Source organism: Kaistella polysaccharea (genome assembly GCF_020410745.1).
GTDB lineage: Bacteria > Bacteroidota > Bacteroidia > Flavobacteriales > Weeksellaceae > Kaistella > Kaistella polysaccharea.
Genome location: NZ_CP084528.1, coordinates 1,584,333 through 1,600,703, shown reverse-complemented (window position 1 = coordinate 1,600,703; position 16,371 = coordinate 1,584,333). Strand labels below are relative to the sequence as shown.

Annotated in this window: 15 protein-coding genes and 1 tRNA gene; 5 read left to right on the top strand and 11 right to left on the bottom strand. The window is 34.3% G+C overall.

Going from position 1 to position 16,371, the window contains the following annotated elements; all coding sequences use genetic code 11:
* Positions 1-3 precede the first annotated feature (3 nt).
* Both LC814_RS07485 and LC814_RS07480 read left to right on the top strand, forming a co-directional pair.
* Positions 4-285, top strand: a complete 282-nt coding sequence (locus LC814_RS07485) for a hypothetical protein (RefSeq protein ID WP_226063317.1) — start codon at positions 4-6, stop codon at positions 283-285.
* A 31-nt stretch (positions 286-316) separates the two neighbouring features.
* A complete protein-coding gene (locus LC814_RS07480) occupies positions 317-589 on the top strand; it encodes a hypothetical protein (RefSeq protein WP_226063316.1) in 273 nt (90 codons plus the stop codon).
* A gap of 308 nt (positions 590-897) precedes the next feature.
* Here LC814_RS07480 and LC814_RS07475 read toward each other — a convergent pair whose 3' ends face one another.
* The 8 genes from LC814_RS07475 to LC814_RS07440 all read right to left on the bottom strand — a co-directional run bounded on the left by LC814_RS07475 (position 898) and on the right by LC814_RS07440 (position 10,565).
* On the bottom strand, positions 898-1,644 hold the full coding sequence (locus LC814_RS07475; protein WP_226063315.1) for an LEM-3-like GIY-YIG domain-containing protein: 747 nt from the start codon (positions 1,642-1,644) through the stop codon (positions 898-900).
* Between the two features lie 228 nt (positions 1,645-1,872).
* The gene (locus tag LC814_RS07470) at positions 1,873-2,463 is read right to left on the bottom strand and encodes a recombinase family protein (protein WP_226063314.1); all 591 of its coding nucleotides are present in this window, start codon (positions 2,461-2,463) and stop codon (positions 1,873-1,875) included.
* Positions 2,464-2,972: 509 nt separating this feature from the next.
* Positions 2,973-5,426 (bottom strand): hypothetical protein, encoded by a 2,454-nt coding sequence (locus LC814_RS07465; RefSeq protein ID WP_226063313.1) that lies wholly within the window; start codon positions 5,424-5,426, stop codon positions 2,973-2,975.
* A gap of 16 nt (positions 5,427-5,442) precedes the next feature.
* Positions 5,443-5,688 carry a helix-turn-helix domain-containing protein gene (locus LC814_RS07460; RefSeq protein WP_226063312.1) on the bottom strand — a complete coding sequence of 82 codons (246 nt, stop codon included), beginning with the start codon at positions 5,686-5,688 and terminating at the stop codon, positions 5,443-5,445.
* Positions 5,689-5,835: 147 nt separating this feature from the next.
* Complete coding sequence (locus tag LC814_RS07455; RefSeq protein WP_226063311.1) at positions 5,836-7,584, bottom strand: DNA methyltransferase; 1,749 nt, start codon at positions 7,582-7,584, stop codon at positions 5,836-5,838.
* Between the two features lie 79 nt (positions 7,585-7,663).
* On the bottom strand, positions 7,664-8,761 hold the full coding sequence (locus LC814_RS07450; protein ID WP_226063310.1) for a hypothetical protein: 1,098 nt from the start codon (positions 8,759-8,761) through the stop codon (positions 7,664-7,666).
* A 150-nt stretch (positions 8,762-8,911) separates the two neighbouring features.
* Complete coding sequence (locus LC814_RS07445; RefSeq protein ID WP_226063309.1) at positions 8,912-10,216, bottom strand: phage integrase SAM-like domain-containing protein; 1,305 nt, start codon at positions 10,214-10,216, stop codon at positions 8,912-8,914.
* A gap of 277 nt (positions 10,217-10,493) precedes the next feature.
* Positions 10,494-10,565: transfer RNA gene (locus LC814_RS07440), tRNA-Gln, on the bottom strand.
* A 146-nt stretch (positions 10,566-10,711) separates the two neighbouring features.
* Here LC814_RS07440 and recA point away from each other — a divergent pair.
* Entirely contained in the window at positions 10,712-11,719 is a 1,008-nt protein-coding gene (gene recA / locus LC814_RS07435; protein WP_226063308.1) for a recombinase RecA, read from the top strand.
* A gap of 382 nt (positions 11,720-12,101) precedes the next feature.
* Positions 12,102-13,997, top strand: coding sequence for a molecular chaperone HtpG (gene htpG, locus LC814_RS07430; RefSeq protein ID WP_226063307.1), 1,896 nt, complete (start codon positions 12,102-12,104; stop codon positions 13,995-13,997).
* A 103-nt stretch (positions 13,998-14,100) separates the two neighbouring features.
* Here the strand turns inward: htpG and LC814_RS07425 are convergent, their stop codons facing one another.
* Positions 14,101-14,406 carry an MGMT family protein gene (locus tag LC814_RS07425; RefSeq protein WP_226063306.1) on the bottom strand — a complete coding sequence of 102 codons (306 nt, stop codon included), beginning with the start codon at positions 14,404-14,406 and terminating at the stop codon, positions 14,101-14,103.
* 52 nt (positions 14,407-14,458) lie between these two features.
* Here LC814_RS07425 and LC814_RS07420 point away from each other — a divergent pair, with 52 nt between their 5' ends.
* Positions 14,459-14,605, top strand: coding sequence for a hypothetical protein (locus tag LC814_RS07420; protein WP_226063305.1), 147 nt, complete (start codon positions 14,459-14,461; stop codon positions 14,603-14,605).
* A 157-nt stretch (positions 14,606-14,762) separates the two neighbouring features.
* On the opposite strand, the gene LC814_RS07415 is transcribed toward LC814_RS07420, so the two are convergent.
* Positions 14,763-15,737 carry a deoxyhypusine synthase family protein gene (locus tag LC814_RS07415; RefSeq protein ID WP_226063304.1) on the bottom strand — a complete coding sequence of 325 codons (975 nt, stop codon included), beginning with the start codon at positions 15,735-15,737 and terminating at the stop codon, positions 14,763-14,765.
* Positions 15,738-15,959: 222 nt separating this feature from the next.
* Complete coding sequence (gene arfB, locus LC814_RS07410; RefSeq protein WP_226063303.1) at positions 15,960-16,355, bottom strand: alternative ribosome rescue aminoacyl-tRNA hydrolase ArfB; 396 nt, start codon at positions 16,353-16,355, stop codon at positions 15,960-15,962.
* Positions 16,356-16,371 lie beyond the last annotated feature (16 nt).

The following is a 16,371-nucleotide window of genomic DNA, read 5'->3' as shown; positions in this document are numbered from 1 at the left end:
ATTATGGAGATATTTTCAGATAAATTCGGGCGTTGTATTTGGTTAAAGGTAAGTTCAGCAGAAATTAGAATGGATTTACAAGATTTAAATCCTGATTCAGAATATGAAAGATGCGCAACAGTTCACGATGTTGAGGAAGTATTTATGGCTTTAGAAGTGGATTTTAAAAATTTGGAATCAAAACTTCATCGTATGGTAAAGAATAAAAAGAACGCTTTTGATTTATTTACTGATTTTTTAAATCTCCATAAAATTAAATATGATTATTATTCAGGTTGGAAATAAAAGAATATTTTAATTATAATAAAATTTAATTTTGCAGAGACTAATAGATTCGGAAAATCAATGCTTATATTACAACAGTGAAAAGACAAATCCTTTCACTAAAGACGAAGACTTAAACCTCAATAGGCATATGTGGTGGCACTATGAAGAACACTATTCTCATTGTAAAATTCACCAAAGACAATTTCCTAAATTACTTGACTACATCAAAGATATTCTTAACAACAAAGTAGATTACGGTGATATGGATGGTAAATTATTAAGGATGTATCAAAACAGTTCTACGAAAAGTGTGGAAGACTGATCTTTTCTTAATTGACTAATCTCATACATAGTTAACAATGTATTTTGGAAAATTTGAAAAAAAAATTCTAAAATTTCTGAAGACGATTAACGATTCTGAAGGGAGCATAGTTGGAATTTCGACCCATTTTATGCCAAAAATTTCTTTTAGCATTCTGAAGCCAATATACAGTTTAAGTTATGCAGGGAGGTAAGGAGGGCGGATATACCTAACCTCACCACACCGTAATTATAGGGGTAGGGAAGTGTTTTTTAGGTCGGTGAGCGTAAAACAGGTTCTTTTTAACACCCAATTCAAGCACTTACTCACTATAAATTATATCTAATTGCAGATGCCGCACCTTTCTTTTTAGTATGAGCAACCGATTTGTTTATATACAGATTTCTAATTTCTTCACTTGCTATTTTCATATTGAATCCAAACCCAATTTTGGTTTCTCCGTATCTCTTAGATGTTGGAAGAAAGCCTCTTTCTTTTTCGTACCAATTAATAACCTCAAAAACTTCCACAATTAAGCCTCTATATTCACTTAAAACGAACTTGATTTGGTTCAGTCGAGATTTTCGTATAGTCCACGTTTCTTTCGTCGCATCTTGAATCGATTGTACGCTATTTCCTCGTTGATACTTCCGATTGATATTGATCATGATGCAGTCTGAACCAATTTCATGAAGTGGTTTCGCATTGTAAAGTCTGATTAGTTCATCAGTAGTCATTAATCCTTTTCCTATTGAGTTATGTCCACCCACTTGGTTGGAAAGTAAAAGTCCACAATATATAAAGGCGTCGATCAATGATGCTTCTATCTTATATGCTTCACTCTCGGTAAGACCATGTCTAACAATAATATGTTTGATCATCTTTCCTTCACTAACAATTTCTCTTATAGTATCATATTTTGCAGTTGAAATATCTATATCAATTAATGCACAATTCAAATGATCAAACACCCTATTTTGAGTTCCTTTTCCGACATAGAATGGTTTGCTGTCTCTTGGATCAAAAAGGATGTATACATAGGATAATAATTCCTGTTGTGTTTTTTCGTCAAACATTGAGCATGATTTTGATGTGGAACTAAAATAGCATTTTTTTTAGAACATTGAAATTGTTGTCTTCTATCTTGATAAAACTTTGCACCAAAACAGTTATCATATTTGGTACTGTAGATCTCTTTTGATTTGGTCTGCTCTAAAATCTAATCTACCCGCACCAAATTTGCCTTTCAAATCATACTACGATCCTTTCAATTTTGTTATGCTTATAAGTTGTGTTGGATAAAGTTATCCAATTTTATTTTTCACTTTTTGGACAGTCGAAGGACTTACTTTACAAATTTTTGCTACATCTCGGATAGAAGTCCCTTTTTTCAAATTTTTAACCACCTCATTGTGCCTTCTTAAAAATACATCATCCGACTCAACAGAACCTTTTTCACGACCTGTATATTTTCCTTGTGCTTTTGCTATGGCGATTCCCTGTGCCTGTCTTTCAAGTAAAGTGTCTTTTTCCATTTCAGCGATATTTGCCATGACGGAAATAATCAATTTGAAGGCTGAATTTGGTTTACCATTAATTAAACTTTCCAAACCAAGATTGTCAACCTTTAGAACAATGTTTGCTTCATTTAGAACTGAAATGGTGGATAAAATATTTATTAGGCTCCTTCCAAGACGGTCGATCGAAGCAACTGTTAGATATGTAATGTTTTTATTTTTAATATCCTCAATTACTTTTTCTCCCATAGGTCTTTTGGCAAATGGAACTGTTCCCGAAATTATATCTATGTATATCTTTTCATCAGGATAAGATTTTGCAAGTTGCCTTGCTACGTTTTGATTTCCTGTACTAATTCTAACATATCGTGCTTTCATATAAACTCTTTAGGCTAAGGTAACGCTAAAGGGCAAGTGTGCAAAATTTAGGGTATCCTTATTTGGTACGCCTTATCTACTTTAGTTAGGTGTGTAAAAATGCTCTCACCGCATTCAATTTAGACTATAATCTATTAGTGGTGCAGTTAAATTTTAGTAGTGATAAATACAAGAAAATTGTCAATTTACTATTCATTTCAAAGTTGGGAGAGAAATACCATTAGAAGTAAATCATTTAGTGATTTAAGCAAACCAACTTAATTTCGTCCCGTCTGTAGAAAAACGATCAAAAATCCCCTCATTTTCAGGGCTAAGTCTATGTTTTTAAAGCAAAACAAAATGGTTTAATCTTCAGCTAAACCTAAGGCGCATCCCATTACTAAACACTTGCTTGAATTTCGGTTGTTCCATTCCAATCAAAGTGTAGTTTCAACTTTTACGACGAAAAAGGGGTGCTACAAGTAAACTTCTGTACCATTAAAGTACATTAGCACCCCACATTTGTACTATTAAATATCTGATTGTTTTGGTTTTTTGATGTGAAATTCATTCGTAATATCCAAAGGAAGGTTGGAATATACTTCTACTACATTGTCGTTCCTAAGAGTCCTTGCTCGTCCGATTGCTTGGATTAAATCCGATTCTATTAAGTTCAACTGTATGTTTCTCAAATCTTCATTATCGAAACAGTAAAACATAAACTCAAACCCATTGTACTGAACCTTCTGATACTTCATTGGTGAGTTTTTACTATCGAAATCTACCCCCATCAATTTTCCGAGAAGGAAATATTGAGTCATTGATCGGTGCGGTGTTCCAACCACAACTATGTCTTGCCCATTCAGGTGGTCGTAACCTGAACAGTTTCCAAAGTATGCCTGTTCATCAGCATTTTTAAATAAATGACGATATTTTTGAAAGGTGATGACTTTCTTATCACCAACCTGTTCACCTATTTCAGCTCCATAATTCTTGAGAGATGTTCGCGAACAGGAACGACCTGTATATTGTATTACTCGACCTTTTTGTATGACATTTTTTATATTTAAAACATCAAACTGTATGTTGGGATATAGTTTTTGATATATATTCGGTGAAAGTGTTGCTGACATTATGATATTCTTTCTATCCATTGGTAATTCTTTTTTTATAATATAGTGGATAGTCCCATTATCTAAAAGGAAATGTTTGCAGTTAAAAAAATCAAATACGTTTGAATTAATTTCTCTGATGTCATAACAGTCTTTTATTAGATTAGAAATATCTAATTTAAAACTTGGAAGTTCATGGTCGCCATCTTCCAAAGTGTTTAAATAGTTGATAACTTCCTCCATTGGTGGATGCATAAAATACAACTTTGATAGTTCTGCAATCTTTGTCTTTTGAATTTCCACAAGTGTGTTAAGTGGGTCTTCGTCAAATATTATAGTTCGGTGTAAAATATCATCGGAATTCAACAACCTTTTATGAGTTGTAAGTTGTGACGAATTTATATCACTACAGTTTGCTAAATGTCCTAAATATTGAGTAGCAGTTAATATATCATCGTTAGAACCACCACCCCTATTTTCTGCAATAGAATGAATTAATTCCATGGCTTTCTTTGGTAATCCCACCCGATAAAAATTAGCAATTCTTTTCTGTAAATTCTCGTCGGAAAATTTAATCGTATTTGGGGTAAAGGTGTGGTTTACCTTCATTCGTTCTCTGACTTCATCTTTCAAATCATGGGTGGGTAGAGCACATGCTGTTTTTTCAACCTTCGTTAAGAATTCAGTTTTACCCAGGGCAGTAGGAACCAAAATCAATGTTGTTTTGTTAAAATCGGTATCATTTATTGTTTCAGTAAACTTTTCTTTAAATTGTTTTTGAGCATTTAAAAGTGATGTTTTCTCCTTAGTTATCAGTTCGGTAATGTTTCCTCGTATGTTACTAACCTCTGATATAAAATCATATATCTCGGCATCTTCGGTATATGTTGAGAATTTATAAATCGGAACAGGGTTGTACTTTTTCTTTTTTACATAAGGCATTACAGCGAAATTATTAGGGGTATACTCAGTCTTACCAATAGAATTATAATGCTGCATAGTTTCTTTCATTCTCTTGATCCCTCCTTTAATATATATGAGATTGGTCGCCAAACCAAAAAGTTCATTTTGATGCAACCATCTACCACTCAGAAACTCACTCCAAATTTTTATTCGTTCTTCTGCAACATCCCATTTGATCTTTTGACCCCCCATTATTGAAGTAGGTAAAAAAGAAAAAAACCTTCCTTGATCTTCTTCTTCTGCATCATCTTGTTGTGCTAAAAAAGGGTAAGTTGTATTATTAGAATATACAGTTGCACGTAAATTAGCATCTATTGCTCCGTAAGGAATAACAGATCTTGTTAAACCCTTATCAGTAGATATAATTGTTAAATTAATGAAATCTACAAAGTTCTTTAAAATTATTGGGAATTGATTTGTGATATTAACGTCAGTTCCCCCATAAAATATTCTTGAACAGTTTTTACACTGTACATCAATTAAAAATAACTTCTCTAACGTATTCATTATTTTACTATACAAACCCCTCTCTCTTATAGGCTCATCAAAAAACAATACTACTCTAAACCTTCTCCATTGAGGCGTGTTTCGGAATGTATTATAAGTAAGGTTGGGGTATATATTATTGTCATTAAAAATTTTATAAACTTCCTCAATTGTTTGTTTTCCTGTATCGAAATCTAAACCGATAACCTGAGAACTAATCCAACTTTTATTGTCGATTATCCCATTAGAAAATATGCCACCGCTCCACGAGTGTGCGTTTGGTTTTAGTATTAATTGTGAAAAATCTTCTATTGTTGTTTCTGTATTTCTTAGTGATTTGTTTACTTGGCCAAAATCGTTCTGAGCAAGTCTATAGTTGAAAGTTTGTTGTGTAATAGACAACTTATATATTTTCTTTTCCATTTTTTCTATATTATAATTAGTTAAAAGGTAATTCTGAGTTTTTGAAATAAACTTTACCGCCTTGGTAGTATGGTTTTAATTTGTTTTCATTCATCCATCTTCCAATCGTCGATATATCGACTTGAAAGAGAGTTGCAAGATCTTTCTTGGTTAAGAGTTGTTCTTTTGGTTGTATCTCATTAACTTGTGTTGCTAAAACTTCTGCTAAAAGGGTACGGATTCCACTGAATAGTTCTTCTTTAGAAATTGTTATGATTTCCATTTGAGTTTGATTTTAATTGATTTAAATTTTTAATAAGTCACAGTTCATTTTGATCACAAGAATTCCTGTTCACGGTTTCGTGAATTCAGTTTTAGGTAAAGGTTTTGGAATTATTGCACCCGAAACGGTGACTTTGTTTTAGTACGGTTATGCCGCCATGTCCACCATACCTTCTAAGTACGATGAATCTTTTTTCATTTGTTCGTAATTGTCGGCGTTGAATTCGGAAATTCCCGTTTCCAACATCATCTTAATATTTGGGATATTCTTTGCCAAAAGTTCAGTGATAATAACTTTACGGTTAAGTGAGAGTACGGTTCTCCCTGTAGTTCCTGTACCACCGAATGGATCCCACACAGTACCGTTTTCAGGAACGAATGACATAATGAACGGAATTGGTAAGAGGGTTGGAAATGACCCGAAAAACGAGGTCTTAAGATTCTCGTCTTGTGATCTTCCTGTTCGTTGATTTAAGACCAAATAGTTCATGAAATCATTCTCGAACGTAAATTCCTTGCACTGATCAAAGGGATTGGAAATATGGTATCCTGAGGTCTGTTTTAGTCCAATTGTCTTGGGGTCTTTACTCTTTTTTTGTTCGGAACATCCTTTAGTAATACGTGCATATTTATCAGGATTTAATAACTTAAATTTATTGAAATTATACTTACGAGTTTTACTGAATATTAAAATATGTTCGCAGTTATTCATTAATCTTTTTACGTTTTCACCGTTTGGTTTGCCATCTTCTTTTACCCACATGCAAGATTGGATAAAGTGGAAATGTTTTTTCATTTCCGTAATGTAAAGAGCAATGATTCCCATACATTCCCCTTTAATGTAAGTTTCATTAATATTAATCATTATAACTCCCTTATCATCCATCACCTCTGCTCCGAGAAGGATGGTATCAACAATTTTCTTTACATATTCTTCGGGAGTTGCTTCCCATCCGAGTTCATTTGCATATTCAGGATCTCCAATTTTTGAGTATCTAATTTGATTAAAGTACGGAGGAGAAGTGAAAATTCCATCGATAATGGTGTTTTTTGGAAACTTAACCTTACTACTGTCGGAGTACATAATTAGATATCTGTCCGCAGTCATTATTGGAGGAACATTAATTAGGTCTGCACGGTTTTCGGCCTTATGAAGGTAGGCATCTATTAAATTATCAACTTCTTTTTTTAACCTAATTTCTCCATCTACATATTTTTGAATGATACGACTCTCAACCTCTTTTTCCATAGTGTACTGATTGAATTGATTATCGAAGTAACATCTGACATCAATTGATTTGTTGACTGTCATAGAATGGTTTTCGTCAAGTATTTTTTCCGACATGTTAAAGGGATTGCTTGGGTTTTGAAGTTCCCATTCAAGTAGGCTCTTAAATTGAAAGATATTACTTCTGCCCCAACCACGTGGAAGTATTTCTGCGAGATAATTTACTCGTTCGTTAAGGGTAGAATTACTGAAATTATGGTCTACACCAATACGTAGGTAATGAACTATGTATTTTTTAATTCCTTCTGAGGATAATTGGGATCTTAATTGGGATTCGATTATTAAATCTTTAATTTCATTCGATGATTGCGGTTTAATATTTAGAATATAACAGTCGATTTGGTTTAAACCTAAATCTTGAAGAACTATAAATCTTGAGACTCCGTCAGTGATAACGTATTTGCCATTACGTTCAAAAACATTTATGGGTGTACAGGATTTTGTCTTTTGAATAGAAGTTTTGAGTTCACCCCTAAAATCTAATTTCGACGACTCCACATTTAATTGGTACCATTCTTCAGGTATTTCAATTAAGTTGGTTGAAATTTTTGAAACTTTTCTTGTTTGAAGTGCAAACACTACATCTGCCTTAATCTTTTGAGTTCTCATAATAAATTTTTTAATTGTTAATTATGGGACAAATCTCAAAAAATCGGATATTTTTTTCTTTTAACTGTAGCGCTACACTTTATGAGATCTGATATTTCCATAAAGAATTATGGATCTCAATCTCCTGTTCATCGGGTATCTGTATTTGATAATAGTGACCGTATTCGGAAGTTTTTTTACTTTGGATTAAAAGTGTTTGTCGAAGGGAATCATTGAATGTATATAATTCCAATTCATCCTTAATCCTCCTGACAGGTGTTGACAGTTTACCAATCAGTTTGTGTAGTCTACTGTAATCTACAGCACCATTATTTTCTTTTTTGTATTCTTCATCGAACAAGAGTCCAAGTTGAATGAATTTACTTCTCACACTTTCGTTATTGAGTAAATCATCTTTAGTAATTATTTTATTATAATTGATTAAATAGAACATGTAAACAAGTTTAGATACGGTTGATCTTCCAAAATCTACTTTTGTATCACCGATAAAAAGTTTGCCATGCGATTCAATTTTTATTTTTGCATTTTGAAATTCAAAGTTATCATTAAATACATTGTTGATCCTCTGTAAAATATTTTTGATTTGCTTGACTACCACAGGTGAAACGTTCTCTTGAACCGTGCGTTCTTGGCACTTTTTACAGATTCTTCCTGACATTATTTTTGTCTTTATATCCTTAAAGTCCTTACAGTAATCATTAATACATCCAATACTATCTATGTGTACTGATTTATATAATTGAGGTGAGTTTATAACCATTTTAATAAGTGATTGGAAAATATTTTCTATCACTTGATGAGCAATCCCTAGGTAGGGACGATTTTCTGTTAATTTTTCATATCCTGTACTTTTAACAATTATATTTTTTAAAATGTAAGCACTATTCCAATCCTTTTGATGTAATGAAGGGGTAGAAGGTATATCCAATATTTTATCTGTAATTAGTACAATGTATTCTTCGAAAATTTTATGTTCACTTTTAATCATACTGCATATACTACCTATTTGGTCATAATGGAATTCAGTAATGTCATGGTACTCTTTGTTGTAAAGAGAGTTTTGATTTAATTTCAGGGGTTTAAATTTAAGTTCTCCTTCATCTTGAGAGAATAAATTTAAAATCATCTTCACTGTTTTTTCCGATTTCCTATCTAATGTAGTAATGTAAACATCCATACTTTTTTTAGGAAAAGTAGCAAGAAAACCACAGACCCGCAATAGTTCAGTTGAGTTTAGGTCTGAACTTATGTTTTTATAATTATTTTACTCCTGTACAGTGAACATAAAAAAACCGACCCATTGTTTTGAGTCGGTGTTGGTTCATTATTAATTTGTCATTCGTTCTTTTTGCTGTGATATGTAGAGTTCATCAATTTTCTTTTTCAAAGTAGCAGGTGTTTTTAAGGACGGGGGAGAAAAGTCGTAGCCATCCATAGTTTTTGTCGAAGCGTGTCCTGTATTGTTTGATATCAATACATCATCTTTAAATTCTTTTCTAAACAATGTAACAAAAGTTCTTCTGCAACTATGAGAGGTGATTAGTTCCCATTTTTCATAAATTCCATCCACTTTTTTACTTTGGGAAGATCTTTTTCCACCCATAATCCTTTCGTTCATTTTTGCGAGGCGGCAAATTTTCTTAATATGTTGATTATATTTCTGATCCGAAACTCTCGGTGGGAATTCCCCATTTCTTTTGTTCAGAATTTCAATCACATTTTCAGGAAGCGGTATCAGAACCTGCTTTTTGACTTTCTTCTGAGTTAGAGGGACAAACCAACCATCTACAATCATTTCCTTTTTTAGAGGTAGCAAATCCGAAATTCGTAAACTAAGTTGACAAGCAATAAGAATCCAATCTCGTGAGTTATCAAGTGTACCATGTAATGTTAGATTCTTAATACGATGTTGTTCTTCGAAACTAATTACAGGCTCGGGATACTTTCTCTCAGGTTCCATGAAACGCCAATTAAGAACACTCTTATTAATATTCATGTTTTTTCCTTCTGCGTATTTTATAAATGTCTTAATTTTTTTTAGGTTATTATGGATTGTCGTTTCGGTATACAGTTTTGTTGCCCATTTAATATACGCTATTCTGAAATCATCATCTACGTCTTCGACTTTGAGGTTTTTGTCGAATTTTTGGATCCTGTTTTTCAATGTATTATATGTTCTAATAGTGGAACTACTCAGTTCTTGTTGGACTCCAAGAATTGTTTCTGATTTTTGCTCGATATAACGATCAATGAGGTTAGTCATTAGATTTGATATGGTGACTTCTTTTACATTCTTAGGTTTCTTTTTGCCAAATTTTTCATCGATAAGACTTTTCAATTTCTGAGAATCAATTTCATAACCGTTATTGCAAACAAACGTATCCACTTCATCAGCAAATTTTTCAAGTTCTCGGTTAAGTGTTTTTATTTTTTCATTTCTATTCTTGTCAACATCGTTTCGAGGCATTTTTACCAATTTATTTCTGCTATAACATTGATTTTCTTGATCCCAATGTTCAGCAAGAACTGAAAAAGGCGTAACAATCCAAATGTCTGTTTTTGCGTTCGGTCGGTATCTTAAGTAAATTTTTACCGTCCCGCTTTTATTCCTAATTCTATACGTTAAACTCATTTTTTTAATTCTTTAAGGCTAAAATGAGCCATATTTATAACACGGCAATGCATGAAAAATTAAATGAGATGATTTACATCAAAATGAGTTGAAATAGTAGGTGAGTGATGAACTAAAACATATAATTATCTCATTTTTTAAAGATGCTACCATCGGTGCTACCAAAAAATGAGTTCTAATAAGTTGATATGAATATTTTGGATAAATAAAAAACACTTCTAATAATTGATTAGAAGTGTTTTACGACTTAAAATGAGTTAAGTTATCTCATTCTGAGTAGACCCACAGGGACTCGAACCCCGAATGTCGGTACCAAAAACCGGTGTGTTACCAATTACACCATGGGTCTATGCTTATTTTGGTGGTGCAAATCTAAAACAATTATTTTTAATTAAAAAATTATTTCCAAAAATTATTTCGCAAAAGTAGAAATTATCTTTTTTAGAGTTTTTTTTCACACTATAATTCCGTATTTTTGAAAAAATAATATTACAAATGAGCAGTATCGAAGATAAGAAAAAAGCACTGGCTTTGGTGCTTGATAAGCTAGATAAAACCTACGGTAAAGGTACCGTAATGACTTTGGGTGACGCCTCTGTTGATACCACAATCGAAGTGATTCCGTCGGGATCATTGGGGATTGATTTGGCATTAGGAGTTGGTGGTTATCCGAGAGGAAGAGTTATTGAAATTTATGGTCCAGAATCTTCTGGTAAAACGACTTTAACATTACACGCAATCGCCGAAGCACAAAAAGCAGGTGGAATTGCCGCCTTTATTGATGCAGAACATGCTTTCGACAGAGGTTACGCCAGGAAATTAGGGATTAATTTAGAAGATTTAATTATTTCTCAACCCGATAATGGGGAACAGGCTTTAGAAATTGCAGATAACTTGATTCGTTCTGGAGCAGTTGATATCGTTGTGATTGACTCTGTTGCTGCCTTGACTCCCAAAGCGGAGATCGAAGGTGAAATGGGCGACTCTAAAATGGGACTTCATGCGAGATTGATGTCTCAGGCTTTAAGAAAGTTAACCGGAACAATTTCTAAAACAAAATGTACCGTAATTTTTATCAATCAATTGAGAGAAAAAATCGGGGTCATGTTCGGAAACCCAGAAACGACTACAGGTGGAAATGCCTTGAAGTTTTATGCCTCCGTTAGAATTGATATCAGAAAAGCGAGTGCGCCGATTAAAACGGGTGATGAAGCGGTAGGTAGTCGTGTGAAAGTGAAGATCGTGAAAAATAAAGTGGCACCTCCTTTCAAAATGGCAGAATTTGATATTATGTACGGTGAAGGAATTTCTAAAACGGGCGAAATTCTAGATGCTGCAGTTGATATGGGAATTGTGAAAAAAAGCGGTTCTTGGTTCAGTTATGCAGATACGAAACTTGGTCAAGGTCGAGATGCCGTAAGAGATATGTTGAAAGACAATCCGGAACTATCCGACGAACTTGAAGGTAAAATCAGAGAAGAGATTAAAAATAAGAAAGGATAAAATTCGGTCTGATATTTAAAACATTTTATAGAAAAAGACAGCGATATCGCTGTCTTTTTTGTGACAATTTGTTTTACCATAAGATAAAATCTTTCGATTTTGTTATCAATGAAACTGCTGTACTTTTCGCAACTCTCCCTTTAAGAGCGGTCTTCGCAATAGGGATAGAAACGGAAACCCCGGAAAAAGCGGTGGGAAAGGAATGGCTTGAGGAGTTGCAGTGGATAGCCCGACCCGAGCAGTGGCTGGAGTCGCTCTCCTTATGGAGAGGGATTTGGGGTGAGGTGCGAGGGGATTGCCCAAAAAAATTGACAATCTGTCACTTTCTTCTAAATGGTGTTTTATTTGAGAACTCAACTGCATAATTTAAAAATCAATTAACATGACAAAAGGAAATATTAATGTATCGGTGGAAAATATTTTTCCCTTAATTAAGAAGTTTTTGTACAGCGATCACGAAATATTTTTGCGTGAACTGATTTCTAATGCGACGGATGCGACTTTGAAGTTGAAACATTTGACGAGCATCGGGGAAATTAAAACCGATTACGGGCAACCGAAAATCGAAGTTAAAGTAGATAAAGACGTGAAAACTTTGACAATTATTGACCAGGGAATTGGGATGACGGGAGAAGAAGTTGAAAAATATATCAATCAGATTGCATTTTCTGGCGCAGAAGAATTTTTGGAAAAATACAAGGATACTTCAAAGGATTCAGGAATTATTGGTCATTTCGGGCTTGGTTTTTACTCTGCCTTTATGGTGGCTGAAAAAGTGGAAATCTTAACTAAATCTTATAAAGATGAACCCGCGGTTCGGTGGATCTGTGATGGAAGTCCACAATATTCTTTGGAGGAAACGACTGACAAAACAGATCGAGGAACAGAAATAATTCTTCATATTGCAGATGATTCTACCGAATTTTTGGAGGAATCCCGAATCCGTGAATTGTTATTAAAATATAATAAATTCATGCCTGTTCCGATTAAATTTGGAACGAAAAAAGAAACCTTGCCTTTACCGGAAGATGCTGCAGAAGATGCAAAAGCTGAAACGGTAGAAGTTGATAATATCATTAATAATCCGACACCAGCTTGGACGAAATCGCCAAGTGAACTAAGTGATTCAGATTATAAAGAATTCTATCACGAATTGTATCCAATGCAGTTTGAGGAGCCGTTATTTAATATTCATTTGAACGTAGATTATCCGTTTAATTTAACGGGAATTCTCTACTTCCCGAAATTGACGAACGGTTTAAATATCGAGAAAGATAAAATTCAGCTGTACCAAAATCAGGTTTATGTAACCGATGAGGTGAAAGGAATTGTGCCGGATTTCTTAATGTTATTGCGCGGTGTAATTGATTCTCCGGATATTCCGTTGAATGTTTCGCGTTCTTATTTGCAGGCCGACGGTGCGGTGAAGAAAATCTCTTCATACATCACGAAAAAAGTAGCCGACAAAATGGTTTCTTTATTTAATGAAAACCGTGAAGATTACGAGAAAAAATGGAACGACATTAAAATCGTTATCGAATACGGAATGATTTCCGAAGATAAATTCTTTGACAAATCAGACAAGTTTGCGTTGTATCCAACAACCGACGGTAAATATTATTTATGGTCTGAATTGGAAGAGAAAGTAAAACCAATGCAAACTGACAAGGACGGAAACTTTGTAATTCTTTACGCAACAAATGCCGATGAACAGCACAGTTATATTCAGGCAGCGAAAGATAAAGGGTATGAAGTTCTTCTTTTAGATTCTCCAATTGTGCCCCATTTAATTCAGAAATTAGAAACTTCGAAAGATAAAATTTCGTTCGCCAGAGTTGATGCTGATCACGTGAATAACTTGATTAAAAAAGAAGATACTGCGATTTCTAAACTGACTGAGGAGGAAAAAGAATCTTTGAAGAAAAATATTGAAGAAGCGGTAAACGATAAAAAATTCTCTATTCAGGTTGAAGATTTGGAAAGTACGGAAGCGCCGTTCATGATTACGCAACCTGAGTTTATGCGAAGAATGAAAGACATGCAGGCAACCGGTGGCGGTGGCGGAATGTTTGGAATGAGTGGCTTCCCGGAAATGTATAATTTGGTCGTGAACTCTAACAGCGAATTAGCAGCAGAAATTCTGAAAAACGAAAATGCTGAGGAGAAGAATACGAAAATTAAATACGCTTTAGACTTAGCGAAACTTTCTCAGAATTTGTTGAAAGGAAAAGACTTGACTGAATTTATTCAGAGAAGTTACCAGCAGTTGAGTAAATAGATTAAAGAGAAAAGAATAAAGAGAAAAGACTTTTTTATTTTCTAATATAACCTTGTCAGGGTTTAAAACCCTGACAAGGTTTTTTTTATTCCTGAATCCTAAACTATAATTCCTCTAATGGATTCCAAAATATATTTTTAAAATTCTGAATTTTTCCTTCTTTAACTTCAACACCTTCCGCTCCTAATTTTCCCACAAAATCCCGTACGCAACTTGCCGTAATTCTCCCTGAAGCATTACAAACGCGATGAGCCGGGAAATCTTCCTCATAATTCCGCAAGGCGTTTCCGACAAGTCTTGCATGATTCGGATACCCAACCGCTTTTGCAATCGCGCCATAACTCGTCACTCTTCCTTCCGGAATCAGCATTATGATTTCAAAAACCTGTTTTTTGAATAGCTCGTTCACTTGATTAATTTAATGGTAATTTTGTACATTGAAATTACAAATATATAAACGCATGAAAAAGAAATTCTTTATAATTCTTAATAAATTCAATAAGAAGGTTTTTCCAAAGCTTGGTGGACAAGATCCCTTGAAAATGAACAAATTTCAAAAAGGAATATTGGCTTATCGGTATTATGTGGTGATTAATTCTTTGGATTAGTTGTTTTAGCTGCATCATACGTCAAGCAGGAAACTAAAAACAGCACAAGAAAATACGACAAAAAAAACGCCTATTTAAAGGCGTTATTATAATTTAAAATTTAGATTTCTAACATCTAACATCTAACATCTAACATCTAACATCTACCATCTAAATTTTAAGAATTCTCCAATATATAAGAGAACATTAGCGGTACACAAATAGTTGCATCACTTTCAACGATATATTTCGGTGTATTAATATCCAGTTTTCCCCACGTGATTTTCTCGTTTGGAACAGCTCCCGAATATGACCCATAAGAAGTCGTAGAATCAGAAATCTGACAGAAATAGGACCAGAATGGCGTATCGGTCATTTCTAAATCTTGGTACAACATCGGCACTACACAAATTGGGAAATCACCCGCGATTCCACCTCCTACTTGGAAGAATCCAACACCTTTACCAACTGAATTTTTCGGATACCAATCCGCTAAAAACATCATATATTCTATTCCCGATTTTACGGTTGAAGGTTTCAATTCTCCTTTAATACAATAGCTTGAGAAGATATTTCCCATGGTAGAATCTTCCCAGCCTGGAACAACAATTGGCAAGTTTTTCTCGGCCGCCGCAATCATCCAAGAATTTTCCCTTGGAATTTCATAATACTGCTCCAAAACTCCGGATAAAATCATTTTGTACATATACTCATGCGGGAAAAATCGCTCACCTTTCGCCTCCGCATCTTTCCAAATTTTCACGATATGTTCCTGCAATCTACGAAACGCTTCCTCTTCTGGAATACACGTATCAGTAACACGATTCAGGCCTCTTTCTAACAAAGCCCATTCGTCTTGTGCGGTCAAATCACGGTAATGTGGCACTCTTTCATAATGCGAATGCGCAACCAAGTTCATTAAATCTTCCTCTAAATTCGCTCCGGTACAAGAGATAATATCTACTTTATCCTGACGAATCATTTCAGCTAAAATTTTTCCAATCTCTGCGGTGGACATTGCACCAGCCAAAGTAATCATCATTTTTCCCCCATCTTTCAAGTGGGCGACATATCCTTTTGAGGCATCAACTAAAGCTGCAGAATTAAAATGCAGGTAATATTTTTCGATAAATTCGGTAATCGGTTTACTCATTATTTTTTGATTTGAGCAAAGATAATCAATTTAAAGAATTTTTTTAAGGAGCAACCAGATTTTGCTTTTGTGCGAAAATCTGTCCCGCTTTCCGTTGCAATTCCTCATTTCGGTGCGATCCGCCAAGGCGGATCGCATCTCATTCCGGGATTTCCACTCCAATCGGGGCTAAAAGAAAGCGATTCTTTTCTGCCAATGATCAACTATTAAACAACGTCCAAATTACTCGCCTTTAAACCTGCGATTTTCCTTCTTCTCCGAAAGTTGTTTTTTGGCTTTGATTCTTTTTTCAATTTTAGAGCGCGACGGTTTTGTAGCTTTCCGGGATTTCGGAATAAATAAAGATTTTTTGACCATATCTAAAATCTTGTCGGTCGCTATTTTTTTGTTCTGGAGTTGAGTTCGACTTTCAGAAACGGTGAGTTGCAAAATACCTTCTGCGTTGATGCGGTTTTTGAGCTTTTCGAATATCATCTCTTTCCCTTCGATTGAAAAATATTCACTTTCAGCAACGTTCCACATTACGGTTACCGAAGTTTCGACTTTATTCACGTTTTGTCCACCCGCGCCACTGCTGCGGGAAGTTTTGTAAGTAAGCTCTTTGGTAAAGTCTTTCATGGAAATAGAAAAGTTA

Excerpts from the sequence above, each read along its gene's own strand:
- LC814_RS07485 (WP_226063317.1), top strand. The coding sequence starts at position 4 with ATGGAGATATTTTCAGATAAATTCGGGCGTTGTATTTGGTTAAAGGTA.
- LC814_RS07475 (WP_226063315.1), bottom strand. The coding sequence starts at position 1,644 with ATGTTTGACGAAAAAACACAACAGGAATTATTATCCTATGTATACATC.
- LC814_RS07470 (WP_226063314.1), bottom strand. The coding sequence starts at position 2,463 with ATGAAAGCACGATATGTTAGAATTAGTACAGGAAATCAAAACGTAGCA.
- LC814_RS07465 (WP_226063313.1), bottom strand. The coding sequence starts at position 5,426 with ATGGAAAAGAAAATATATAAGTTGTCTATTACACAACAAACTTTCAAC.
- LC814_RS07460 (WP_226063312.1), bottom strand. The coding sequence starts at position 5,688 with ATGGAAATCATAACAATTTCTAAAGAAGAACTATTCAGTGGAATCCGT.
- LC814_RS07455 (WP_226063311.1), bottom strand. The coding sequence starts at position 7,584 with ATGAGAACTCAAAAGATTAAGGCAGATGTAGTGTTTGCACTTCAAACA.
- LC814_RS07450 (WP_226063310.1), bottom strand. The coding sequence starts at position 8,761 with ATGGATGTTTACATTACTACATTAGATAGGAAATCGGAAAAAACAGTG.
- LC814_RS07445 (WP_226063309.1), bottom strand. The coding sequence starts at position 10,216 with ATGAGTTTAACGTATAGAATTAGGAATAAAAGCGGGACGGTAAAAATT.
- recA (WP_226063308.1), top strand. The coding sequence starts at position 10,712 with ATGAGCAGTATCGAAGATAAGAAAAAAGCACTGGCTTTGGTGCTTGAT.
- htpG (WP_226063307.1), top strand. The coding sequence starts at position 12,102 with ATGACAAAAGGAAATATTAATGTATCGGTGGAAAATATTTTTCCCTTA.
- LC814_RS07420 (WP_226063305.1), top strand. The coding sequence starts at position 14,459 with ATGAAAAAGAAATTCTTTATAATTCTTAATAAATTCAATAAGAAGGTT.
- LC814_RS07415 (WP_226063304.1), bottom strand. The coding sequence starts at position 15,737 with ATGAGTAAACCGATTACCGAATTTATCGAAAAATATTACCTGCATTTT.
- arfB (WP_226063303.1), bottom strand. The coding sequence starts at position 16,355 with ATGAAAGACTTTACCAAAGAGCTTACTTACAAAACTTCCCGCAGCAGT.